General features: G+C 41.8%; 28 protein-coding genes. 18 read left to right on the forward strand and 10 right to left on the reverse strand.

Features of this window, described 5'->3' with window-relative positions:
* Positions 1–102: 102 nt before the first annotated feature.
* Positions 103–492 (reverse strand): nuclear transport factor 2 family protein, encoded by a 390-nt coding sequence (locus tag GEZ89_RS02705; protein WP_049548518.1) that lies wholly within the window; start codon positions 490–492, stop codon positions 103–105.
* Positions 493–642: 150 nt separating this feature from the next.
* Between GEZ89_RS02705 and GEZ89_RS02710 the strand changes: the two genes are divergently transcribed.
* The 3 genes from GEZ89_RS02710 to GEZ89_RS02720 all read left to right on the forward strand — a co-directional run bounded on the left by GEZ89_RS02710 (position 643) and on the right by GEZ89_RS02720 (position 2,556).
* On the forward strand, positions 643–975 hold the full coding sequence (locus GEZ89_RS02710) for a winged helix-turn-helix transcriptional regulator (protein ID WP_153224868.1): 333 nt from the start codon (positions 643–645) through the stop codon (positions 973–975).
* An 11-nt stretch (positions 976–986) separates the two neighbouring features.
* On the forward strand, positions 987–1,778 hold the full coding sequence (locus tag GEZ89_RS02715) for a DUF2785 domain-containing protein (RefSeq protein ID WP_153224869.1): 792 nt from the start codon (positions 987–989) through the stop codon (positions 1,776–1,778).
* A 109-nt stretch (positions 1,779–1,887) separates the two neighbouring features.
* The gene (locus GEZ89_RS02720; protein WP_153224870.1) at positions 1,888–2,556 is read left to right on the forward strand and encodes an MIP/aquaporin family protein; all 669 of its coding nucleotides are present in this window, start codon (positions 1,888–1,890) and stop codon (positions 2,554–2,556) included.
* Positions 2,557–2,728: 172 nt separating this feature from the next.
* Here the strand turns inward: GEZ89_RS02720 and queF are convergent, their stop codons facing one another.
* From queF to GEZ89_RS02750, 7 genes are all read right to left on the reverse strand, one after another.
* Positions 2,729–3,220 (reverse strand): preQ(1) synthase, encoded by a 492-nt coding sequence (gene queF, locus GEZ89_RS09530; protein ID WP_000082582.1) that lies wholly within the window; start codon positions 3,218–3,220, stop codon positions 2,729–2,731.
* 18 nt (positions 3,221–3,238) lie between these two features.
* Positions 3,239–3,955 (reverse strand): 7-carboxy-7-deazaguanine synthase QueE, encoded by a 717-nt coding sequence (gene queE / locus GEZ89_RS09535; protein WP_075231901.1) that lies wholly within the window; start codon positions 3,953–3,955, stop codon positions 3,239–3,241.
* Positions 3,948–4,391: a 6-carboxytetrahydropterin synthase QueD gene (gene queD, locus GEZ89_RS02730; RefSeq protein WP_125415378.1), complete on the reverse strand. Its 444-nt coding sequence runs from the start codon at positions 4,389–4,391 to the stop codon at positions 3,948–3,950. Before queD ends, queE begins: the two co-directional genes overlap by 8 nt.
* A complete protein-coding gene (queC, locus tag GEZ89_RS02735; protein WP_153224871.1) occupies positions 4,391–5,044 on the reverse strand; it encodes a 7-cyano-7-deazaguanine synthase QueC in 654 nt (217 codons plus the stop codon). The genes queD and queC overlap by 1 nt, the downstream gene beginning before the upstream one ends.
* 201 nt (positions 5,045–5,245) lie before the next feature.
* Positions 5,246–5,560 carry a thioredoxin gene (trxA, locus tag GEZ89_RS02740; RefSeq protein ID WP_001029581.1) on the reverse strand — a complete coding sequence of 105 codons (315 nt, stop codon included), beginning with the start codon at positions 5,558–5,560 and terminating at the stop codon, positions 5,246–5,248.
* 13 nt (positions 5,561–5,573) lie between these two features.
* The gene (locus GEZ89_RS02745; RefSeq protein ID WP_153224872.1) at positions 5,574–5,795 is read right to left on the reverse strand and encodes a DUF4649 family protein; all 222 of its coding nucleotides are present in this window, start codon (positions 5,793–5,795) and stop codon (positions 5,574–5,576) included.
* A 98-nt stretch (positions 5,796–5,893) separates the two neighbouring features.
* Entirely contained in the window at positions 5,894–6,274 is a 381-nt protein-coding gene (locus tag GEZ89_RS02750; protein ID WP_045762814.1) for a MarR family winged helix-turn-helix transcriptional regulator, read from the reverse strand.
* A 181-nt stretch (positions 6,275–6,455) separates the two neighbouring features.
* Here GEZ89_RS02750 and GEZ89_RS02755 point away from each other — a divergent pair, with 181 nt between their 5' ends.
* From GEZ89_RS02755 to GEZ89_RS02765, 3 genes are all read left to right on the forward strand, one after another.
* Entirely contained in the window at positions 6,456–6,830 is a 375-nt protein-coding gene (locus tag GEZ89_RS02755) for a CidA/LrgA family protein (protein ID WP_000781321.1), read from the forward strand.
* The gene (locus GEZ89_RS02760) at positions 6,827–7,522 is read left to right on the forward strand and encodes an LrgB family protein (protein ID WP_153224873.1); all 696 of its coding nucleotides are present in this window, start codon (positions 6,827–6,829) and stop codon (positions 7,520–7,522) included. Before GEZ89_RS02755 ends, GEZ89_RS02760 begins: the two co-directional genes overlap by 4 nt.
* 201 nt (positions 7,523–7,723) lie before the next feature.
* Positions 7,724–8,371 carry a hypothetical protein gene (locus GEZ89_RS02765; protein ID WP_153224874.1) on the forward strand — a complete coding sequence of 216 codons (648 nt, stop codon included), beginning with the start codon at positions 7,724–7,726 and terminating at the stop codon, positions 8,369–8,371.
* A gap of 111 nt (positions 8,372–8,482) precedes the next feature.
* Here the strand turns inward: GEZ89_RS02765 and GEZ89_RS02770 are convergent, their stop codons facing one another.
* A complete protein-coding gene (locus GEZ89_RS02770; RefSeq protein ID WP_322741473.1) occupies positions 8,483–13,816 on the reverse strand; it encodes an SIALI-17 repeat-containing surface protein in 5,334 nt (1,777 codons plus the stop codon).
* A 283-nt stretch (positions 13,817–14,099) separates the two neighbouring features.
* Here GEZ89_RS02770 and GEZ89_RS02775 point away from each other — a divergent pair, with 283 nt between their 5' ends.
* The 12 genes from GEZ89_RS02775 to GEZ89_RS02830 all read left to right on the forward strand — a co-directional run bounded on the left by GEZ89_RS02775 (position 14,100) and on the right by GEZ89_RS02830 (position 21,770).
* Entirely contained in the window at positions 14,100–14,345 is a 246-nt protein-coding gene (locus tag GEZ89_RS02775) for a YneF family protein (RefSeq protein ID WP_153224876.1), read from the forward strand.
* Positions 14,346–14,550: 205 nt separating this feature from the next.
* On the forward strand, positions 14,551–15,345 hold the full coding sequence (racE, locus tag GEZ89_RS02780) for a glutamate racemase (protein WP_153224877.1): 795 nt from the start codon (positions 14,551–14,553) through the stop codon (positions 15,343–15,345).
* Positions 15,342–16,313 carry a nucleoside-triphosphate diphosphatase gene (locus GEZ89_RS02785; protein WP_153224878.1) on the forward strand — a complete coding sequence of 324 codons (972 nt, stop codon included), beginning with the start codon at positions 15,342–15,344 and terminating at the stop codon, positions 16,311–16,313. Before racE ends, GEZ89_RS02785 begins: the two co-directional genes overlap by 4 nt.
* The gene (locus GEZ89_RS02790; protein WP_004251713.1) at positions 16,289–16,810 is read left to right on the forward strand and encodes a metallophosphoesterase; all 522 of its coding nucleotides are present in this window, start codon (positions 16,289–16,291) and stop codon (positions 16,808–16,810) included. Before GEZ89_RS02785 ends, GEZ89_RS02790 begins: the two co-directional genes overlap by 25 nt.
* Complete coding sequence (cbpB, locus tag GEZ89_RS02795) at positions 16,807–17,268, forward strand: cyclic-di-AMP-binding protein CbpB (protein ID WP_153224879.1); 462 nt, start codon at positions 16,807–16,809, stop codon at positions 17,266–17,268. The genes GEZ89_RS02790 and cbpB overlap by 4 nt, the downstream gene beginning before the upstream one ends.
* Positions 17,265–17,999, forward strand: a complete 735-nt coding sequence (gene xerD / locus GEZ89_RS02800) for a site-specific tyrosine recombinase XerD (RefSeq protein ID WP_153224880.1) — start codon at positions 17,265–17,267, stop codon at positions 17,997–17,999. Before cbpB ends, xerD begins: the two co-directional genes overlap by 4 nt.
* Positions 17,999–18,733 (forward strand): segregation/condensation protein A, encoded by a 735-nt coding sequence (locus GEZ89_RS02805; RefSeq protein WP_153224881.1) that lies wholly within the window; start codon positions 17,999–18,001, stop codon positions 18,731–18,733. The genes xerD and GEZ89_RS02805 overlap by 1 nt, the downstream gene beginning before the upstream one ends.
* A 12-nt stretch (positions 18,734–18,745) precedes the next feature.
* Positions 18,746–19,315: an SMC-Scp complex subunit ScpB gene (gene scpB, locus GEZ89_RS02810; protein ID WP_153224883.1), complete on the forward strand. Its 570-nt coding sequence runs from the start codon at positions 18,746–18,748 to the stop codon at positions 19,313–19,315.
* Positions 19,302–20,027 (forward strand): pseudouridine synthase, encoded by a 726-nt coding sequence (locus GEZ89_RS02815; protein WP_016466836.1) that lies wholly within the window; start codon positions 19,302–19,304, stop codon positions 20,025–20,027. Before scpB ends, GEZ89_RS02815 begins: the two co-directional genes overlap by 14 nt.
* On the forward strand, positions 20,027–20,281 hold the full coding sequence (gene yidD / locus GEZ89_RS02820) for a membrane protein insertion efficiency factor YidD (RefSeq protein WP_000721871.1): 255 nt from the start codon (positions 20,027–20,029) through the stop codon (positions 20,279–20,281). Before GEZ89_RS02815 ends, yidD begins: the two co-directional genes overlap by 1 nt.
* 103 nt (positions 20,282–20,384) lie before the next feature.
* Positions 20,385–21,449, forward strand: coding sequence for a glutamyl aminopeptidase (gene pepA / locus GEZ89_RS02825; protein ID WP_153224885.1), 1,065 nt, complete (start codon positions 20,385–20,387; stop codon positions 21,447–21,449).
* Positions 21,450–21,473: 24 nt separating this feature from the next.
* Positions 21,474–21,770: a bacteriocin immunity protein gene (locus GEZ89_RS02830; protein WP_075231972.1), complete on the forward strand. Its 297-nt coding sequence runs from the start codon at positions 21,474–21,476 to the stop codon at positions 21,768–21,770.
* 28 nt (positions 21,771–21,798) lie between these two features.
* On the opposite strand, the gene GEZ89_RS02835 is transcribed toward GEZ89_RS02830, so the two are convergent.
* Positions 21,799–23,430: a Na/Pi cotransporter family protein gene (locus GEZ89_RS02835; protein WP_153224886.1), complete on the reverse strand. Its 1,632-nt coding sequence runs from the start codon at positions 23,428–23,430 to the stop codon at positions 21,799–21,801.
* Positions 23,431–23,478: the final 48 nt, after the last annotated feature.

Raw genomic sequence — 23,478 nt, forward strand, 5'->3', positions numbered from 1 at the left:
TTTCTAAAAATGTTTTAGAATCTGTAGTGTACTATTCTAAGTTCAATCGGCTATATAATAAAGAATTCCTAAAATCAAAATTTTTTGTCCCGACCTCTTTAATTATCCCCAAAAGCTATCTTCTTTAGCTTGATCTGAAGAGAAGAGCCAAACTTCTTTGATTTTTCCGTCTTCAATACGGAAGAGGTCAATTCCGTTCATATTGAGTTCAGTACCATCAGCCCGTGTTCCAAGAAAAGTAACATTAGCTGCGACAAAATCCTTATTATCAGAAACCCAATTTGTTATCACCTTAAAGGTTCCATTAGTTTTCTCAGCAAATGTAGCTAGGTGAGGTCCTAGTTGGTCCTTACCAACAACTGTACCAGATATACTATGAGTACCAGGTTGATTCCAGACAATATCGTCTGCCATCGTTTCAAAGACACCAGGAAAGTCCCCAGCAATTAAAGCTTGGTTATAAGTATTGAAAATTTCTAAGTTTGTTGACATATATATTCTCCATTTCTTTTTTATGATATAATTGTAACAGTTACAAACAAAAAAACAAGTAGACACTTTTTTGATAGCTAGTATCAAAAGTAGTACTTTTATTGATACTAAAAGATAAATTTTTTAAAAAAAATAGAAAGAAGATATTTTATGACAAATAAAGTGAGTGAGTATGGTATTTGTCCATTTGCGACAACGCAGAGGGTTTTAACAGGGAAATGGGCACTGGTAATCATTTATCAGTTGAGTACGGGTACTAAACGATTTAAAGAATTGCAGAGATTATTGCCTGGGATTACTCAAACTATTTTGACACGTCATCTCCGTCAATTAGAAAAGGATAAGATTGTTCAACGAAAGGTCTATGAGGAAGTTCCCCCACGAGTTGAGTACAGCTTAACCGAAATGGGGCAGGAATTCAAAGTTGTTTTAGATGCTGTCGAGAAATGGGGTCTAGATTATATCAAGTTGCTAGAAATGTAGAGGTATTGACCATGTATCAAAAGTTACTTAGAAAAATAGCAGAAGAAAAACCGAGCTATCGTCAAGAAGAAATCCTGTGGTTGCTTGAGCACTTAGGGGATACTAGTCCAGAGATTCGCGATGAATTGGTTTTTACTAGTCTGGCTAGGGGGATTCAAGAAGAGTTGTTTACAAAGGAGCAATTTCAGTTGATTGCTGCTGTGATTGTCTCTGATGGTGGACTAGATAAAGAGCTCTATAAGCTAGGAGCTTCAACGCTTGAACGTTCTTTTAGGGCCCTTATTTATGCCAATCTCTTATCTGCCGATGGCAACCAACACTCTCTTTATTATCAAGTGCTTAAAACTGATATCAGAAATACGATGCTCGATCAAGGTTTGCATTACCTTGAAAAAGAAGAGGATACGACAGGTTTTTCAAGTCAGTATGGTTGGGTGCATGCTTTTGCTCATGGGGCTGATCTTTTAACTGAAGTTGTTTGTCATCCAGACTTTTCTAAAAATAGAGTTCATGAAGTATTTGACATACTTGGCCAACTATTTAAAAGAGTTTCGATTCGGTTTATTGATGACGAGGACTGGCGCTTGGCCAGAGTCCTTTACGAACCTATTTTGCAAGGCAAGGTGGAGCAAGCGACACTGGCTTCTTGGATAAAGTCACTTGATTTTCCGATAGAAGAGAGGGAAGATTTTTATAAATTTTCCAATTTCAGATCCTGTCTCTTAGAAGTCTATGTTCAACTTGACCAGAGAAATAGTTTACAAGATGACTTGAAAGAAGCTATTCAATCTTTCCAATATTAGATTTTGATTATCAAATGTGAAAACTTACACAATGTTTCCAAGCACATTTCTTGAAACCCTTTCCTTCTTCTGATAGACTAATACATAGTTTGAAAAAAGGAGACTTAATATGAAAAAATTTGTTGCTGAATTAATCGGTACTTTTATGCTTGTGTTCATCGGAACAGGAGCTGTTGTTTTTGGAAATGGTGTTGAAGGTCTTGGACACCTTGGGATTGCTCTTGCCTTTGGTTTGGCAATCGTAGTCGCAGCTTTCTCAATCGGAACTGTTTCAGGTGCTCACTTGAATCCAGCTGTTTCTATCGCTATGTTTGTTAACAAACGTTTGTCATCTTCAGAGCTTGTAAACTACATTCTTGGTCAAGTAGTCGGTGCTTTCCTTGCATCTGGATATGTACTCTTCCTCTTGGCAAATTCAGGTATGTCAACTGCAAGTCTTGGTGAAAATGCCTTGGCAAACGGAGTAACTGTCTTTGGTGGTTTCTTGTTTGAAACAATCGCAACATTCTTGTTTGTTTTGGTGATCATGACTGTAACATCAGCAAGCAAAGGGAATGGCGCAATCGCTGGTTTGGTCATTGGTTTGTCATTGACAGCTTTGATTCTAGCTGGCTTGAACATCACTGGACTTTCAGTAAACCCAGCTCGTAGCTTGGCTCCAGCTGTCTTGGTAGGTGGCGCAGCCCTTCAACAAGTTTGGATTTTCATCCTTGCACCAATCGTTGGTGGAGTTCTTGCAGCTCTTGTTGCTAAAAACTTCCTTGGAACTGAAGAATAATTGAAACTCAAAAAGCCTTGCTCCTCATGATGAGGAACAGGGCTTTTTCGTATGATACTCTTCGAAAATCTCTTCAAACTACGTCAACTTCCATCTGCAACCTCAAAACAGTGCTTTGAGAAACCTACGGCTAGCTTCCTAGTTTGCTCTTTGATTTTCATTGAGTATGAGTTTAGCGGTTGTCAATTTTCTCTGGATAAAGGTCGTGTTGGAAGAGGCGCTGTTCTGCCAATCCTTCATACTTAGTTCCAGGTCTACCGTAGTTGTAGTAGGGGTCGATTGAAATACCACCGCGAGGTGTAAATTTCCCCCAAACCTCTAAATAGCGAGGGTCTAGCAAGTTGACCAAGTCTTTCCCGATGGTATTGATACAGTTTTCGTGAAAATCCCCATGATTTCGGTAACTAAAGAGGTAGAGTTTAAGGGATTTTGACTCGACACAGAGCTTGTCAGGAATGTAGGAAATATAAATCGTTGCAAAGTCTGGCTGCGCAGTGATTGGGCACAGTGAGGTAAATTCAGGGCAGTTGAATTTGATGAAATAGTCATTTTCCACATGACGATTGTCAAAGGATTCCAGGACTTCTGGTTGATAGTCGAAAATGTAGTTGGTTTCTTTATTGCCCAGTAGGCTTAGGTTTTTCATTTCTTCTTGTTGTGACATGATTTTTTCTTTCTAATCTTAAACACCACGTTGGTTATCGTATAGGAGGGTATGGAGTTGAGGAAGGACGCGGACATTGCCCCAGCTATCGTCAGTAGCAACGCGTTCCCAGAGTTCTTTGAGGCGGTCCAGTTGGTCTTGGACAATATTTCCTGTAGCCTTGGGTTCAGGATTTCCAGCCGATAAGAAGAGGACATCTGGTTGGTAGCGTTCTTGTATCCCTTTAGCAAAGGTCAAATCTGCATCGTCAAAGACAGGGATTTTAAAGGTGACCTTGTTTGGATCCAGTTGGGAAACAATGAAGTCCAAGGTCTCAAAGTTGACTTCCATCTTGGATGAAGGAGGTTTGGGACTGAGAGTGACCTGGTCGATATCTTTCAACCAATTTTGCCAGCGGGAGCCTTGAGTTTCAACAGCTAGAGTGACACCGCGTTCCTTGAGCTTGGTGACCAGTTCAGCCATGTTAGCTGCTAGGATAGCAGGATTTCCGCCAGACAAGGTAACGTAGTCGTAGCTCCCCAATTTATCTAATTCAGCAATGACCTCATCAGCTGTCATGCGAGTTGGTTTTTCAGAACCATCCCAAGTAAAGGCAGAATCGCACCAGTCGCAGTGGTAGTCGCAACCTGCAGTGCGGACAAACATGGTTTTCTGCCCAATAGCACGACCTTCACCTTGAAAGGTTGGGCCAAAAATTTCCAGAACTGGTAGTTTGAGGACACGTTCCCTAGTCATCTAACCACTCCCGTCTAAATTCCGCAAAGGCAGTCGGAGTCTCATAGAGGCGAACGTATTCCAAACGGAGACCACGTTCGTCTGGCAACTCTTGGTTCATAGTTTGGAAAATCCAGTAAACCATATTTTCAGCAGTCGTGTTCATATAGGGAAGAGTTTCATTGAGATAGCGATGATCCAAGTGGGGTTCTAAGTAGTCCTTGTAGATCGCTTTGATGTCTCCAAAATCGTAGGTCATACCACGTTCATCTAAAAATCCACTGACAGCAATCTGCAGATGATAAGTGTGACCATGCAGAGATTTGCATTTTCCCTCATAGTGAAAGAGGTGGTGGGCGGCATCAAAGGTAAATTCTTTTGATACTAAGGTTCTGTGAGGATTGTAGACAAGAGATTCCCCTGTTTCCTGTTTGATTTCTTTGGGTGCAAAAAACATTAGGCCTCTCCTTTCTGTGAGAGATAAACATCTAACCCATGTTGACGTAGGTGGCAGGCTGGACAATCCCCACAGCCACTGCCGATAATTCCATTGTAGCAGGTCAAGGTCTTTTCGCGAACATAGCCAAAGGCACCGAGTTGGTCAGCTAATTCCCAAGTTTCAGCCTTGTCCAGCCACATGAGAGGTGTTTGGATAACGAAGTCGTAATCCATGGCAAGGTTGAGCGTCACATTAAGGGATTTGACAAAGACATCTCGACAATCAGGGTAGCCAGAGAAATCTGTCTCACAGACACCTGTCACGATGTCTTTAATGCCACGTTGCTTGGCAAGAACTGCCGCAAAGGATAGAAAGAGGTGGTTGCGACCATCAACGAAGGTATTGGGAACCTCTCCCTCTTTTTGCTCAATCTCCATATCAGAGGTCAGGGCATTTTCAGTGATTTGCCCCAGCAGAGACATATCTAAGATGTGATGACGAATGCCTTGTTCCTTAGCGATTTCTTGGGCAACTTGAATTTCGAGATGATGGCGTTGACCATAGGCAAAGGTGACAGCTTCGACTGTTTCATAGTGTTCTTTAGCCCAAAAGAGGCAGGTTGTGGAATCTTGACCGCCACTAAAGACGACCAAGGCTGATTGACGTTTCATAGTACTCCTTCCAAAATGGGAAATGTTCAGAGCACGCAAAAAGCTCCCATGAGGGAGCTAAAAAATACCAAGTAGAGGTTTTTTTTAGCGATGGCATGTCCCAAACATCGTAATATTCTACCTACAGTCTAGCATATTTTTTGAAAAATGGCAAAGGACAAGAAAAAAGAGACCAAAGCAAGTACTTGGTCTCTAGTATGATTAGCTCAATTCAGCAACGATGGCCTTGATTTGTTCTGCTGTATGAACACCAGCAACTTGTTTTACCACTTGGCCGTCTTTTTTGAAGAGAAGAGTTGGGATAGACATGATTCCAAAAGCACGAGCTGTATTTGGATTTTCATCAACGTCCATTTTAACGATTTTCAAAACATCTTCTGAAAGTTCTTCAGACAATTTATCCAAGATTGGACCTTGCATACGACATGGACCACACCAAGTTGCCCAGAAGTCTACCAAGACCAATCCGTCTTTAGTTTCTTGTTCAAATGTTGCATCTGTAATTGCTTTTGCCATAGTATTTCTCCTTTTAATTATATTGGCTTAAATCTTGTTTCATGAGATAGAAGAAAACATCTCCGTAAGTCCCATGGTAGTCCAAATCATGCCCCTTGTAGGTTACTTTTTGGACAGGGTAGTAGTCTGCGACACCAATCAGGCAGGCATGTTGAGAACGTTCAAATTCTTCGTATGACTCGAATGTTACGGTTCTCTTTTGTTTGCTGGCATCAAGATAGGTGATTTCAATCATAGGATTCTCCTTTGCTAAATCATGTTTTCATTTTACTCCTTGAAAAAAGGAATGTCAAGAAAAATGATTGCGCACGCAAGTTTTTTCAAAAAAATATGTTAGGCCAACCAGTTTGATTTTGTTGCTAAGCTTTCTTCAACAGCTGTTTGTAAATAAGCCAAGGTAGTCTGTCCTTCGCTTGTCAGGCAGATAAAACTAGCTCGCTTGTCCTGGTCGCAGCATCTCCGACTAAGTAAACCGCAGTTTTTTGCTTCTAAGCGAGCCACCATCCGTGAAACAGCACTAGGACTCAGGTGGAGTTTGTCTGGCAAGTCGATTTGTCGTAGGGATTTGCCTTCAGCCTGATTTAGAAAGTGCAAGAGGTAAAATTCCTTGAGTGTCAAGGTTTGTTCACTTTGCTCAGCGATGGTCTCTTCTAAAATAGCTTCTAGCTCTACTTGCCTACGGTTGAAGTCAAACCATTTTTCTAAGTAAGTCATGTCCATCTCCTTTCCCTCTATAATAGTGTAATCATACTAGTGCATCTATGATGCTTGCGCACGCAATTAGTATACACCTTTTTGGCTTGGATAGCAAGAAGGATGTTTCTTATATATTTCCTTGAAATTTTCTGAAAAAAGAGTAAACTGGTATGCAGAAAGTCTATTTGTGGAGTTTACAATGAAGTTATATGTTCAGTTAATGATTCTCTTTGTGATTTCTTTAATCGGTGAAGGAATCTCCAGTTTCTTTCATTTGCCCATTCCAGGCAGTATTATCGGCTTGATTATTCTTTTTCTAGCCTTGCAGTTCAAGTGGCTGCGTATCCGCCATGTCAATATGGTGGGGAACTTTTTGCTGGCCAACATGACCATCCTCTTTCTACCTCCTGCGGTTGGAATTATGGAAAAGTTTGATGTGATTGCTCCCTATCTCCTACCTATTGTCTTGATTGTCTTTTTTGCGGCAGTAATCAATATCATCTTGATTGCGCTTGTGGTTCAATTTATCAAAAAACGCTATGAAGGTGACTACGAAGAAAGAGGTGCTAAATGAGCGAATTTGTATCCAATCCCCTATTTGGGATTGCCTTGTCAATCTTAGCCTATCTCGGGGGAATGATGATTTTCAGACGCTATCCTCATCCCTTAACGACTCCCTTGTTGCTGTCAGCTATTTTTATTATCATCTTTCTAAAGGTGACTGGCATTTCCTACCAAGATTACTACCAAGGTGGGGTTTATCTTAACAACTTGATTGTTCCTTCAACAGTGGCTTTAGGAATTCCCCTCTATAAGAGTTTCCACTTGATGAAGCATCATGCTCGCAGTATTCTCTTTGGTAGTCTGCTGGCGGTAGTGGTCAATACCTCTTTCACAGCCCTTGTGGCCAAAATATTTGGTATGGACTTTTTCCTAGCTATTTCCCTCTTTCCTAAGTCAGTAACGACTGCTATGGCAGTAGGGATTACAGAAAAGTTGCAGGGCTTGACAACTGTGACTTTAGTAGTTGTCGTAGCGACGGGGATTTTGACTAGTGTAATCGGACCAACACTTCTAAAATGGCTAAAAATAGACGATCCAGTAGCGGTTGGTTTGTCCCTGGGTGGAACAGGACACGCTGTTGGAACTGGAACGGCCTTTCGCTATGGACCAGTTGCAGGTGCTATGGGAGGATTAGCTATCGGTGTTACAGGTGTTCTCTATGTATTTGTCAGTCCTATTGTAGCTAATTTGATCTTGAGTTAAAAAGCAAGGATTAAGAATTTGGAGAACATCGGTTTTATTTTAGGGTGAGGATGAAAAAGATTGTCCTGTGACCCGAAACTATATCTATCTAGGACTTAAGAGTTGAAGAAAAGTGGCATCAAGGGGATTTTACAGAAATGAATAGAGATAGTTTATGAATGAAAAATTAAATTTTTAAAGAAATATGTGCCATCTGGAGAGATGGTCGAGATTTTATCTAATTTTGAAAATCTGTCCAATCATCCTATTCCACAATATTGGCGGGATGCGTTTCAAACATCAGATTTTTCTAAAAGAAAACAAATCATCCTAGGAGAATGGAAAAAATATCTAGCTGAAGAACTCAGCAATACGATCTCTTATCTAGAAGAGTTTCTGGAGGCTATAGACCTTATCAAAATTGGACCTACCTATTCCTTGCTTTATTCCATTAGAACTTATCAGAGCAAGAGTCTAGTATTTTATGAGGGTAAAATGCCGATTTCGGACCAAGAGTTTACAGACCACTTTAATCAGTCAAAACTAAAACTTGACGGAAGTATCCGTGATTTCTATACACACATTCATGCAGGTTTTAATGATTATACGAGTAAAAGTATGGGATTAGACGATTTAGATATGATTGAACCAATAGCAGATTATGATTGGGAATTTGAGGAGCAGTTAACAGATGATATTTCCTGTTATTACAATTTTTTTAACAATGGTATGGGAAAGTATCTCGTTTTGGACTTGTCTAAACCAATAGATGAAGGAGGTGTGTTTTGGTCAAAGGATGAGTTGCCAGAATATCCGATACCTTTTTGGGATTATGTTGATGAATGGATTATTCTGGGGCTTGATTTCTAGGTGTTTGATTGTCAGTGACTTTATTGATAAGGTTAAAACAGAAAAAGGATGGAATGATTTTCCATCCTTTTTTATCTAGGAATAAATTTTTATTCCTTTGGGGGACAATTTTTAATCTTTCTTACCTTTTAGTAAGAAGGCAGCCGAGAGGGCTAGGCTGAGGCTTGCCATAAAGAGGAGAGGACTAGTCTGTTCACCAGTAGCTGGAAGTTGTTTTTCCTTCGTAGAGGCTTTGTCATTGACATCATTACTTTCAACCAATGGTTTTGTAGTTTCTAGGTTTCTTTCTTCCATATGAGCTGGGATAGGTTTAATAGTTGATCCTTCTGTCTTGTAAACAATAGCATAGGTGTTCAGGTCAAGAGTGATAAACTCAAGATACCCATCTCGGATGGTGAACTCTTGTGATTTTAAGTCTTTTGTCGGAGTCAACTGATAGACTTCTTGGACAGCACCTAAAACTGGTAAACGAACGAGTACAGCACCTTTTGGTTGAATTGGTTTGCCATCTTTATCCTTGAGTTGAAGAGCATAAGCATCGTATATTTTACCTAAGAGTTCTTTGTTTTCAACTTTTTGACTGTCAAGATAACTTGATCCTTCGAGTTCAGTTGTTCCACTAATAACTTGAGCTCTTGTGGTCTTATCTTTCATTACTTTGAGTTTAAACTCAGGAAGTGTGATGCTTGGTGCTTCTTGGTCTCCTGCAGTCCCGATAGGCTCAGTGTATTCAGGGATAACCACAGAAGGCGCTTCTTGATCTCCCGCTGTGCCGATAGGCTCAGTGTACTCAGGTATTTCCACAGAAGGCGCTTCTTGGTCTCCCGCTGTTCCAATAGGCTCAGTGTATTCAGGGATAACCACAGAAGGTGCTTCTTGGTCTCCTGCAGTCCCGATAGGTTCAGTGTATTCAGGGATAACCACAGAAGGCGCTTCCTGATCACCTGCAGTACCGATAGGCTCAGTGTATTCAGGGATAACCACAGAAGGCGCTTCCTGGTCTCCCGCAGTACCGATAGGCTCGGTGTATTCAGGGATAACCACAGAAGGCGCTTCCTGGTCACCTGCAGTACCGATAGGCTCAGTGTATTCAGGGATAACCGCAGAAGGCGCTTCCTGATCACCTGCAGTACCGATAGGCTCAGTGTATTCAGGGATAACCACAGAAGGCGCTTCCTGATCACCTGCAGTACCGATAGGATCTGTGTACTCAGGAATGGTTACAACTGGAGCAGGCTCATCCCCTTTGCTTGTAAGGATTTTTTCTTCAACTGGAGCAGTTTCGTCCTTAGGAAAAACAGCTACAACAGGACTAGTAGTTGTTGCACCTTGGATGGCATAAGCTTCTATCGAATTGCCAGCTTTACGATCTGTAGCCTCAGGAATATCTAGTTGAACCTTGTTGTCCTTAATGGCTAATACTGTTTGTTCGCCCGATGTGACAAGATGGTCCTCATCGACTTTTCTGAGTAGGAGAGGATCTTTGATGCCAGGGAAGGTCACAGCGATAGCATCCCAATTACCAGCTGGTAAGGTTAGAGTAACAGTCTTGTCTTCTTTCTTAACGGCTTCAAGGCTTGGACTATCGAGTGACACGGACGGAGCTTTTAAGATATCAAAGGAATCAAGAGAAACTTTCTTTCGTCCTTGGGGAGAATTCGGATCTACTTTCAAAGTAAGAACGTGATCGCCATCTGCTAGATTGGTAAATTCGCCAATTAATGCACCTTTTTCAGTCGCTCCCGGAGTGTAGAAATCAAGAGCTGGCATCTCTTTTCCATCCAGTGTGACAAGTGCCTTGCCTAGTGATGCTGTTTTTAATCCATAGATTCGGATACCTGTTCCAGAGAATGGAATGGTTGCAGTGGCTTCAGAAGCGAGGCTATCATCAGCGTTGATGTCAGCGTATTTTTCTGTAGAAGCATAGAGTTCTGCATCGCTCCAATCCTTAAACATGGAACCATACTGGATACGAGGGTCACGGTCGTCGATTTTCTCAACAGTTGCTCCTTGTCCTGGGAAGACTTTGAAGTAATCGAGAGAAATTTTTGCACGCTCATTGGCACGTCCTTTGTGCTCGCGCTTAACAGTGATGGTCATCAAATGAGGACCTGAGGATAGATTTGTGTAGCGTCCTATCAATACCCCTTTTTCAGTTGCTCCTGCTGTATAGAAGTCAAGTTCTCCAACAGACTTGCCATCGATTTTAACGTCAGCAAGTCCCAATTGAGATGACTTGAGTCCGTAGATTTCAATACCAGGTCCATTGAATGGAATGGTTGCAGTCGCATCTTTATCAGAATAATTTCCATTTGAGATATCAGCGTATTTCTCTGTTCCACCAAATAGTTCTGTGTCAGACCAATTTCCAAAGGCAGAGCCGTACTGGATGCGTTTGTCACGGTCATCTACCAACTCACTAAAGGCATCAATAGAAGCAGCATCTGAAACTGGTGTTGAACGTTCGCCCATCATAGCCTTAACAGTATAGGTATAGGCATGGCTAGAATCAATTGAGCGATCGATAAAGTGAGTTTGGTTGGTGATAAACTCACGAACGCTAGGAGTTTGACTGTTTTCATCCTTGCTTTCTCGTCGGATGACATAATGACTTGCTCCTTTGACTGGGTTAAAGTCAAGTTCAGCCGTCATGGCATCTTTTCGAACAGCTGTCAAACGAGTCACACGTCCAGGGAAGTTTTCAAAGGTAATGACGTCGCCTTTTTGAGTAGCAAGCTGAATACGGTTATCTTTGATACGGGTAGCTTGGACTTCCTTACCATTAATCTTAATCAAAGTTGCTTCAATATTTGGATAGTCTACAACCAAATCTCCACCAACATTTGAAAGGAAGGTGAGGGATTCAAGATTCTTTTCTTGCCATTTCATGCTGACTTCAAAGTTGCCACGTGCTACAAGACCAGAAACTTGCCCGTCTTTCCAAGCATCTGGAAGGGCTGGTAATGGTGCGATATAACCTGTGTGAGACTGAAGGAGCATTTCTGCCATACCGCTGGTTGCGCCAAAGTTACCATCAATTTGGAAAGGTGCGTGCGTATCCCAGAGGTTTTCTAGGGTTGAAGATCTGAGCTGTTCAGCCAACAAACGGTGGGCACGATTTCCATCTAGAAGACGAGCCCAGAGGTTGATTTTATTAGCCTTAGACCATCCAGTACCACCATCTCCACGGTGATTCAAGCTAGCACGCGCAGCCTCAAGGTACTCAGGTTGATCCTTGCTAAATAGGGTACCAGGGAAGAGTCCGACCAGATGAGAAACGTGACGGTGGTGATTTTCAATACCTTCGTTGGTGAATTGAGGGCTGTCTTCCTCAAACCACTCCTTGATACGACCATCTTGGTTGATATGAAGTGGTTTTAACTTGTCAAATTTAGCCTTAACTTCTGTTACAAGGTCTTGATCCACTTTCAGATGGTTAGCCACTTCCATGTAGTCGTGGAATAACTGCCAAACTAGAGACTGGTCGAAGGTATTCCCAATTGTGATGGTTCCATGTTCTGGTGAGTAGGATGGAGAAGAAACCCAGCGGTCACTAGCCTTGTCGTAGTGCAAGAAGGAATTCCAGAACTTGGCTGTTTCCTTGAGCATTGGATAAATCTTTTCTTTGAGATAGGTCTCGTCCTTGGTGAATTTGTAGTAGTCATAGACGTTCTGCATCATCCAAGCATTGGCAGCAGGAGACCAGCCCCAATAATAATTCCAACCAGGAGTTGTCCAGCCAAATGGTGTTGCCTGAGTATGAACCAGCCAACCGTTTTCTTGGCCTTCTTTGGATTCGATACCAGCGTATTCCTTAGCAGCGATACGGCCATAGTAGCGCATATCATCAATGTAATTGATCATTGGCTTAGCTGTTTCTGCGAGATTACTCATGTAGGCAGGCCAATAGTTCATTTGTAGGTTGACATTGAGGTGGTAGTCTGAGTTCCAAGGTGGATTATCTACAGCATTCCAGACCCCTTGCAAGTTGGCAGGGAGGGCATCTGTCCGGTTACGAGAAGAACTGATCAGTAGGTAACGTCCGTATTGGAAGAAGAGTTCTTCTAGTTTTTGCCCTTTTGTTGGATTATAGGTTTGGAGAGCTTCTTTTGTAGTTTGATTAGACTTGCTACCACCTAGGTTTAATTGAACACGATTGAAAAGACTCTGGTAATCCTTGATGTGGTCATTTTTCAGAGTCTCATAGTCTTTGGCTTTGGCAGTTTCGACGATAGATTTGACAGTTTTTTCTACATCAATATCCTTGCGGTAGTTGGTTTTCGGATTTTGAGCAAAATTAGTCTTGGCGCTGAGTAGCAGTGTTGCATAACTTGCTCCTGTAACAGTCAAATAACCATCTTGAGCAGTGACTTGTCCATCTGTCTTGATACCAAGATAAGAGGCAAATTTCAGACCGTTGTCTTTGACAGTTCCCTTGAGTAAAATACCATTAGAATCAACGCTAACAGTCCCTTGTTTGTATTTAGAATTCTCCCAAGAATAATCTCCATTAGCAATCAAATCTTCGGTCAAGCTGTTCCAAAGGGTAAAATCAAGCGTCTTATCTCCCTTTTTAGTCAAATGGGTAACAGTGACGTCATCTGGGTAACTAGAGAAGGTTTCTCGTTTGAAACTTGTCCCATCTTGGGTATAGGAGGTAGTTGTGATAGCTTCAGAAATATCTAAGCCACGATGATAGTCAGTAACATTTTCCAAGCCCTTCTTTTGGTTATTAAAGACCATGAAGATATCACCGAAGGCTAGGTAGCGACCGTATTGGGCATTGTTTGGCCCAACCAAATTTCTCTCTGCTAGTTGTTTGGCTTTTTGACGGTCGCCGTCTTCTAAGGCCTTACGGATTTCGGCTAAGACTTTGTAGCGGTCCTTGTAGTTTCCTCCGTTGTAATCTTGACTATCTGGCTGTGGGCCTCCAGACCAAAGTGTTTTTTCGTTGTACTGGATTCTTTCTTCACCGATGAGTCCGAAAACCTTGGCACCCATTTCCCCATTTCCGACTGGGAGGGCTTGTTTTTCCCATCCATCATAGGAAGGAGCAGTTGGTTGGTTGTAATGTAATTCGTAATGTTCTTGCTTGTTCACAGGAAGTTCTGGCTTCTCGCTCTCCTTATTGTCAGCAGGGGCGGTAGTAGCACTTGTCTCTGACTGACTACTAGTTTGAGGTAGTTCTGTCCCTGGGTTTGTTTGCTTTTCAGCTGATTCAGCTATAGGTTGAGTCTCTGTGTTAGAAGCAACAACTTCTTCTACTTTCGTATCCGGTTTAGCAGAGGTTTCAGTAATTGTTGCCTCACTTTCCGTAATCTCGACACCATCAGCAGCCACACCCTGTGCTGCTAAAAACACAGCTCCAAGTAAAACAGAGGCAGCTCCGACACTTAGCTTGCGGATGCTATACTTACAGGATTTTTCCCAATATCTCTTATCCACAAAATTCTCCTTCCTTAAATCTGTAAGCGCATACATTCTCTTTTAAAAAAATAAGTCTTCAGAAATATATGTGATTTTTTCGGATAATCTTAATATAACAAATAAATGGAATTATTGCAAGGGCTTTCAAGGAAAATGGGCTTATTTTACTAAGTTTTACTAAGTATGAAGTATCTGCTAATTACTTAGGAAATCACAGTGGATGTAAGCGTAAATCAAACTAGTCAGGCGGGGGACTTTATGGTATAATATAGAAGACTCAAAAAGAAACAGGAGAAATATTATGGATCTTATTTTGGCAATTGTCTTGATTGTTTTAGCTTTTCTAGGGGGAGCTCTTGGAGGAATGTACTTGGTACGTAAGCAAATCGAAAAAGAATTTGCGGATAACCCACGTTTGAACGCAGAAGCAGTTCGTACTCTGTTGAGTGCAAATGGTCAAAAGCCAAGCGAAGCTAAGGTACAACAAGTGTACCACCAAATCATTCGCCAACAAAAAGCAGCCTTTGCTAACAATAAAAAGAAATAAATAGGAAAAGTCTGGGATGAAAGTTCCAGACTTCTCACTATATTTGACTTATATTTAAGGACAAGACTTTTTCCTTGCATTCTATTGATAATTGATTATGATTAAGAGGGAGACAGTGGGGAGCTACCCAGTCTGTCAGCAATTTCAGGAAGAAATGAATAATAATGAACTATCAATCAGAAAAAAATACTAGAAAGAAGACTGTATGGATAATCGACCGATTGGTTTTTTGGATTCGGGCGTTGGAGGCTTGACCGTTGTACGTGAACTCATGCGCCAGCTTCCCCATGAAGAAATCGTCTATATTGGAGATTCGGCACGGGCTCCTTATGGTCCCCGTCCTGCTGAGCAGATTCGTGAATATACTTGGCAACTGGTCAACTTTCTTTTGACCAAGGATGTTAAGATGATTGTTATTGCTTGTAATACAGCAACGGCAGTCGTCTGGGAAGAGATTAAAGCCAAGTTGGATATTCCGGTATTGGGTGTGATTTTGCCTGGTGCATCAGCAGCCATCAAAGCGAGTCAAGGTGGGAAGATCGGTGTGATTGGAACCCCGATGACGGTAAAATCAGATATTTATCGACAAAAGATTCATGATCTAGACCCAGATTTACAAGTGGAAAGCTTGGCCTGCCCTAAGTTTGCTCCCTTGGTCGAGTCAGGTGCTCTATCGACCAGTGTGACCAAGAAAGTTGTCTATGAAACTTTGCGTCCCTTAGTCGGAAAAGTGGATAGCTTGATTTTAGGCTGTACTCATTATCCACTCCTCAGACCTATCATCCAAAATGTCATGGGGCCTAAGGTTCAGCTGATCGATAGTGGCGCTGAGTGTGTGCGCGATATCTCAGTCTTACTCAATTACTTTGAGATTAACCGTAGCCGAGATGCGGCGCCCCTTAAACACCGTTTTTATACAACTGCAAATAGCCAAAGTTTTGCCCAGATAGGAGCAAAGTGGCTGGAAAAAGAGATTCATGTGGAGCATGTAACATTATGACAAACAAAATTTATGAATACAAGGATGACCAAGACTGGTATGTTGGATCCTACAGTGTTTTTGGTGGCATTCGGACTTTGACGGATGATGAGTTAGATTTTCCGCTATTTGATTTGGCTAAAATCTTTCGAGATGAGGAGCGAGGATTTCCACTTTCAGTCACTGTTTTACGATATGGTTCAGTCTATCGACTACTCTCCTTTGTGGTAGATATTCTCAACCAAGAAGCGGACCGAAACTTGGAAGTCATCCAACGTCAGGGTGCCCTACTTTTAGTTGAAAATGGACAACTTCTTCATGTAGAATTGCCTAAAGAAGGAGTGAATGTTCAGGACTTTTTCGAGACAAATAAAGTCAGAGAAACCTTGTTGATTGCAACTCGTAACGAGGGGAAAACCAAGGAATTTCGTGCTATCTTTGACAAACTGGGCTATGACGTAGAAAATCTAAATGATTATCCAGACCTACCTGAAGTAGCCGAAACAGGTATGACCTTTGAAGAAAATGCTCGCCTTAAGGCAGAAACTATTTCCAAATTAACGGGCAAGATGGTTCTGGCAGATGACTCAGGTCTCAAAGTCGATGTCCTTGGTGGCTTGCCAGGTGTCTGGTCAGCTCGTTTCGCAGGAATGGGAGCTACTGACCGTGAAAATAATGCCAAACTCTTGCACGAATTGGCCATGGTCTTTGAACTCAAGGACCGCTCGGCTCAATTCCATACAACCCTAGTCGTAGCCAGTCCAAACAAGGAAAGTTTGGTTGTTGAAGCAGACTGGCCTGGCTACATTAACTTTGAACCTAAGGGTGAAAATGGCTTCGGCTATGACCCTCTCTTCCTTGTGGGAGAGACAGGCAAGTCCTCAGCTGAATTAACCCTTGAAGAAAAAAATAGTCAATCTCACCGTGCCTTAGCCGTTAAGAAACTTTTGGAGGTATTTCCATCATGGCAAAGCAAACCATCATTGTAATGAGCGATTCCCATGGCGATAGCTTAATTGTAGAAGAAATCCGTGACCGCTATCTGGGGAAAGTTGATGCCATTTTTCACGATGGTGACTCGGAACTTCGACCAGATTCACCACTCTGGGAAGGAATCCAGGTAGTCAGAGGAAACATGGACTTTTATTCAGACTATCCAGAACGTTTGGTGACTCAACTGGGTCCTACCAAGATTATCCAGACTCATGGACATTTGTTTGATATTAACTTCAATTTCCAAAAGCTTGATTTTTGGGCTCAAGAGGAAGATGCAGATATCTGTCTTTATGGGCACTTGCATGTTCCAAATGCTTGGATGGAAGGGAAGACCCTCTTTTTAAATCCTGGTTCTATTAGTCAACCACGTGGAACTATCAGAGAATGTCTCTATGCCCGTGTGGAGATTGATGATAGCTACTTTAAAGTGGACTTTTTGACACGGAACCATGAGGTCTATCCAGGCTTATCTAAGGAGTTCGCTCGATGATTGCCAAAGAGTTTGAACAGTTTTTACTGGAGCAAGAGGAAACCTTTTTGACTCCTGCTGAAAATTTGGCTGTACTCATTGATACCCACAATGCAGATCATGCAATTCTCCTCCTTAGCCAGATGACCTATACCAGAGTGCCAGTAGTTACTGATGAGAAAGAATTTGTCGGAACCATTGGACTTAGAGATATTCTGGCTTACCAGATGGAGCAGGGCTTGAGTCAGGAAGCTATGGCAGATACGGATATCGTACATATGACCAAGAAGGACGTAGCAGTTGTCAGTCCAGACTATACACTGACGGATGTTTTACATAAGTTAGTGGATGAGTCTTTCCTACCAGTCGTTGACAAGGATGGTATCTTCCAAGGCATTATCACGCGGAAGTCTATCCTTAAGGCTGTCAATGCTCTCTTGCATGATTTTAGTAAGGAATATGAGATTCGAAGCAAATGAGAGAAGGAATTTCAGCATTTTTAGAAGAAAAACAAGGTTTGTCTGTAAATTCTAAGCAATCCTATAAGTATGACTTGGAGCAGTTTTTAGATTTTGTGGGAGAACGAATCTCTGAGACAAGTTTAAAAATCTACCAAGCTCAACTATCTCAGTTTAAAATCAGTGCCCAAAAGCGTAAGGTTTCTGCTTGCAATCAATTTCTTTACTTTTTATACCAGAAGGGGAAAATTGACACCTTTTATCGTTTAGAATTGCCTAAACAGGCTGAGAAAAAGCAAGTTCACTCAGAACTTTTAGACCTCAGTTTTTTCTGGCAAGAAAGTTCCTATCCAGAGGGACGCTTGTTGGCCTTACTGATAGTTGAATTGGGCCTCTTACCAAGTGAAATTCTAGCTTTAAAAACAAGTGATGTGAACCTAGATTTTCAAGTGTTGAGAGTCAATAAAGCTTCTCAACAAAGAATCTTGAGCCTTCCCACAAACCTGCTTGCGGAGTTAGAACCTTTGATGGGGCAGAACTACCTCTTTGAAAAAGCTGGGAAGCCATACTCCCGTCAGTGGGCCTTTCGTCAGTTAGAAGCCTTTCTAAAGGAAAAAGGCTTTTCAGACTTATCTGCCCAAGGATTGAGAGAACAGTTTATATTAAGACAAATCGAAGAAAAGGTTGACTTGTACGAAATTGCTAAAAAATTAGGATTAAAGACAGTCATGACCTTGGAAAAATATAGATAATGGATATTAAATTAAAAGATTTTGAAGGGCCTTTGGACTTGCTCCTACACTTGGTTTCAAAGTACCAGATGGATATCTATGATGTGCCGATCACAGAGGTTATCGAGCAATATCTAGCCTACATCTCGACCTTACAAGCCATGCGTTTAGAAGTTGCAGGCGAATACATGGTGATGGCTAGCCAACTTATGCTGATTAAGAGTCGCAAGCTCTTGCCGAAGGTTGCAGAAGTGACGGATTTAGAGGATGACTTAGAGCAGGACCTCCTTTCTCAAATCGAAGAATACCGTAAGTTTAAACTTTTGGGAGAGCAGTTGGAAGTGAAGCATCAAGAACGAGCTCAGTATTACTCAAAAGCACCTACAGAGCTGATTTATGAGGATGCTGAACTTGTGCATGATAAGACGACGATTGATCTTTTCTTAGCCTTTTCAAACTTGCTTGCCAAGAAAAAGGAAGAATTCTCGCAAAGTCACACAACGATCTTGCGAGATGAGTATAAGATTGAGGATATGATGGTTATCGTCCGAGAAGCCTTGGTTGAAGGTGAGCAATTATGCTTGCAAGATTTGTTTAAAGAAACCAAGGATTTACAAGAGGTCATCACACTCTTTTTAGCAACCTTGGAGTTGATTAAAACCCAAGAAATTCTCTTAATTCAAAAAGAGAGCTTTGGAGATATCTATCTCCTGAAAAAGAATGAGGAAAATCAAGTAGAGCAGAGTCGATCTTGATAGAGGGGAAATATGAGTACTTTAGCAGAAATAGAAGCGCTCTTGTTTGTAGCGGGTGAAGAGGGGATTAGGATTCGCCAGTTGGCTGAGCTCCTTTCTTTGCCACCGACTGGGATTCAGCAGAGTCTAGAAAAATTAGCCCAAAAGTATGAAAAAGACCAGGATTCCAGTTTAGACTTGATTGAGACAGGTGGTGCCTACAGATTGGTAACCAAGCCTCAATTTGCAGCCATTTTGAAAGAATACTCTAAGGCACCCATTAATCAGAGCCTGTCTCGGGCTGCCCTTGAAACCCTGTCCATCATTGCCTACAAGCAACCCATCACACGGATCGAGATTGATGCTATTCGGGGGGTTAATTCAAGTGGAGCGCTAGCTAAGTTGCAAGCCTTTGACTTGATAAAAGAAGACGGGAAAAAAGAGGTTCTTGGACGCCCTAATCTCTATGTAACGACGGATTATTTCCTGGATTACATGGGTATTAATCATTTGGAAGAATTGCCAGTGATAGATGAGCTTGATATTCAAGCACAAGAAAGCCAATTGTTTGGTGAAAGGATAGAAGAAGATGAGAATCAATAAATATATTGCCCACGCAGGTGTGGCCAGTAGGAGAAAAGCAGAAGAGTTGATCAAGCAAGGATTGGTGACGGTTAACGGCCAAGTGGTTCGTGAACTAGCAACTACCATCAAGTCAGGCGACAAGGTTGAAGTTGAAGGACAACCAATCTATAACGAAGAAAAGGTCTACTATCTGCTCAATAAACCACGCGGAGTGATTTCCAGTGTGACAGATGACAAGGGTCGTAAGACTGTTGTCGACCTTTTGCCCAATGTCAAAGAACGGATTTATCCGGTAGGGCGTTTGGACTGGGATACGTCTGGAGTTTTGATTTTGACCAATGATGGGGACTTTACAGATGAGATGATTCACCCTCGTAATGAGATTGATAAGGTCTATGTTGCGCGTGTGAAAGGGATTGCCAACAAAGAAAATCTCCGTCCCTTGACTCGAGGGGTTGAGATTGATGGTAAGAAAACCAAACCAGCTGTTTATGAGATTCTTAAAGTAGATCCAGTTAAAAACCGCTCAGTTGTTCAGTTGACCATCCATGAAGGACGCAATCACCAGGTCAAAAAAATGTTTGAAGCGGTTGGTCTCCAAGTAGATAAACTTTCTCGAACTCGTTTTGGTCATCTAGACTTGACAGGACTTCGTCCAGGAGAATCACGCCGTCTCAATAAAAAAGAAATCAGCCAACTACACACCATGGCTGTAACAAATAATAAATAATGAAAAAAATCTTAATTGCGCCAGTGCGCTTTTACCAACGCTTTATCTCGCCAGCCTTTCCACCGTCTTGCAGATTTGAGCCTAGTTGTTCAAACTATATGATTCAGGCAATTGAAAAACATGGATTCAAGGGAGTTTTGATGGGCTTGGCTAGGATATTACGTTGCCATCCTTGGTCTGAAACGGGTAAAGATCCAGTACCAGACTACTTTTCATTAAAGCGAAATACAAGAGAAGAAGGATCACATTTGTGATTCTTTTATTGTTATAAGAGTAACTTACTTGGTAAAATGTTGATTTCCACTACCTTTCTCCTATAAAAAGTGGTAAAATGGTTGAAAGAAAGAAGGGATAGAAATGACAACATTATTTTCTAAAATCAAAGAAGTAACAGAACTTTCCGCTATCTCAGGTCATGAAGCACCTGTTCGCGCTTATCTTCGTGAAAAATTAACACCTCACGTGGATGAAGTTGTGACTGATGGCTTGGGTGGTATTTTTGGGGTTAAACACTCAGAAGTTGAAAATGCACCTCGTGTTTTGGTAGCCTCTCACATGGATGAAGTTGGTTTCATGGTTAGTGAAATCAAAGCAGACGGTACCTTCCGAGTAGTCAGCATTGGTGGTTGGAACCCTATGGTTGTTAGCAGCCAACGCTTTAAACTCTTTACACGTGAAGGCCGTGAGATTCCAGTAATTTCAGGTTCAGTTCCTCCACATTTGACTCGTAGCACAGGTGGACCAACTATGCCAGCTATTTCAGATATCGTTTTTGACGGTGGTTTTGCGGATAAGGCTGAGGCTGAAAGTTTTGGTATCCGTCCTGGAGATACAATTGTTCCAGATAGTAGCGCAATCCTCACTGCCAATGAAAAAAATATCATCTCAAAAGCATGGGATAACCGTTATGGTGTGCTCATGGTTAGCGAGTTGGCTGAAAACTTGTCAGGCCAAAAACTAGGAAATGAACTTTACCTTGGAGCTAACGTCCAAGAAGAAGTTGGACTTCGTGGTGCCCATGCCTCTACAACAAAATTTGATCCAGAAGTATTTCTTGCAGTTGACTGTTCACCAGCTGGTGATGTTTATGGTGGCCAAGGTAAGATTGGTGATGGAACCTTGATTCGTTTCTATGATCCAGGTCACTTGCTTCTCCCAGGAATGAAGGATTTCCTTTTGACAACTGCTGAAGAAGCTGGAATCAAGTACCAATACTACTGCGGAAAAGGTGGAACTGACGCAGGTGCAGCTCATCTGAAAAATGCTGGTGTACCTTCTACTACAATCGGTGTCTGCGCTCGTTATATCCATTCTCACCAAACACTTTATGCTATGGACGATTTCCTTGAAGCCCAAGCTTTTCTACAAGCCTTGGTTAAAAAATTGGATCGTTCTACAGTAGATTTGATCAAAAATTATTAAACTAAAAAGATGGAGGTGATAGGTATGGAAGAATCAAACCTAGAAACCTTGATACGGGACCTTTACAATCATGCCCGTCAAAACTTGAGTGAAGATTTAGTGGTTGCACTCCTAGAAACTGCTAAGCAGTTGCCCAGCACCAATGAGCGCTTGCTTGCAGTTCGACTTTCAGGGCTAGTCACACTTGAACTTCTCAAGAATCCTAGAACACCTGCGCCAGAGTTAGTCAATCTGGCCAGTTTTATCCAAAAGGAAGAAGCAAGGTACAAGGGTGCAGCTGCCTCTTCCATTATGATTGGAGAGCTATTTAAAATGCTTTGATTCGAAAGAATCAAAGCATTTTTTTATATTAAATTTGTTCAGCCAAAACCTTTTCAGCAAGGTTCATAGCGTGGTCTGACACACGAGTATAGTGTGAAATGATATCGATAAAGTTGACACCTGCTTGGGTAGAACATTCACCATTGTTTAGGCGCTTGATGTGAGTCTTACGAAGGACACGTTCCATCTTGTTGATGGCTTCATGGCGTTCAATAAGAGCTTGAGCTTTTTCAAGGTCATTATTTTCAACACTTTCAAGAGCATCTTTAACGAAATAGCTTGTTTGACGGTAAATCTCTTCCAACTCTTCTAGGGCTGAGTTAGAGAATTGAACATTCTTGCGTTGCAAGTAGTCGTTAAGATTAATCAAAGCTTCAGCGTGGTCACCGATACGTTCCAAGTCTCGAGAAGAGTCAAGGATGTTGGTTAAGACTTCACTCTCTTTTTGGCTCAATGCTTCACTAGATAGACTAATGAGGTAACGTGTTAATTTCTCGTCGATTGTGTTGATAGCTTCTTCGGTCTTGTGTCCTTTTTCTGCGACTTTTTCATTAGAATTGATAATGTAGTCGTAAGAAAGATCGAATGCTTTAACAGCATAGTTTCCTAGGTGCAAGAGTTCTTTCTTGGCATTTCCTAGGGCGATAGAAGGAGCTTGCTTGATGAGTTGTTCATCCAGGTAAAGAGGTTCGTATTTAACAACTTCGTCTTCACCAGGGATTAGCTTAGTAACAAAGTAAGCCAAAGCACCGATGAATGGGAATTGTACAATGGTGTTACTTACGTTAAAGGCACCGTGTGAGAAGGCAATCGTCATCTCAGGTGAGAGGTGAAGTAGTGCCTGGAAGTACTCGATCATCGAAGTGAATGGGCCTAACAAGATTAAGCAGAGGATGGTTCCTAAAACGTTAAAGGTAACGTGTGTTGCTGCAACTCGTTTAGCAGAGATGTTTGCTCCGGCTGCTGCGATGATAACTGTTAAGGTTGTACCAATATTATCTCCGAATAGGACTGGTAGTGCCCCTTTGAGGTCGAGGAATCCACCTGCATAAAGACCTTGTAGGATCCCGATGGTTGCAGAAGATGCCTGAATCAGAACTGTAATGACTGCACCAGCCACAACTCCCAAGATAGGATTTTGACCCAAGGTAACCATGTATTCCTTAAACTGAGGCAAGTCTTTAAGAGGGCTCATCCCAGCACTAATGAGGTTGAGGGCATAGAAGATACCACCCACACCAAAAAGGATACGTCCAATATTATTTGCAGTACGGTTTTTTGTAAAGAATAAGCACATGGTTCCAAGGAAAATCAAGGGTAGGGCATACTCGCCAAGTTTGAAACCGATGATGAAGGACGTTACGGTCGTTCCAATATTGGCTCCCATGATAATCCCGATGGCCTGTCTAAGGGTGAGGAGACTAGCACTGACTAGTCCAACCGTAATAACCGTTACACCTGTACTTGACTGGATTAGGGCAGTGACGACAATTCCCACTAAGACCCCTAAGAAGGGATTACTTGTGTACTTGTCAATGTAATATCGAAGGCGGTCTCCAGCAGCTTGTTGCAAACCGTCTCCCATGGTCTTGATACTATATAAAAATAGTCCCAGACCACCTAAAAAGTGAAAAATAATTTCCTGCCAATTAATGGACATTTTCTTTTTCCTCCGAAAAATAATCGCGGAATCTCTCCCATTCTATTT

The sequence above is a fragment of the Streptococcus mitis genome, assembly GCF_009496285.1.
Lineage (GTDB): Bacteria > Bacillota > Bacilli > Lactobacillales > Streptococcaceae > Streptococcus > Streptococcus mitis_BP.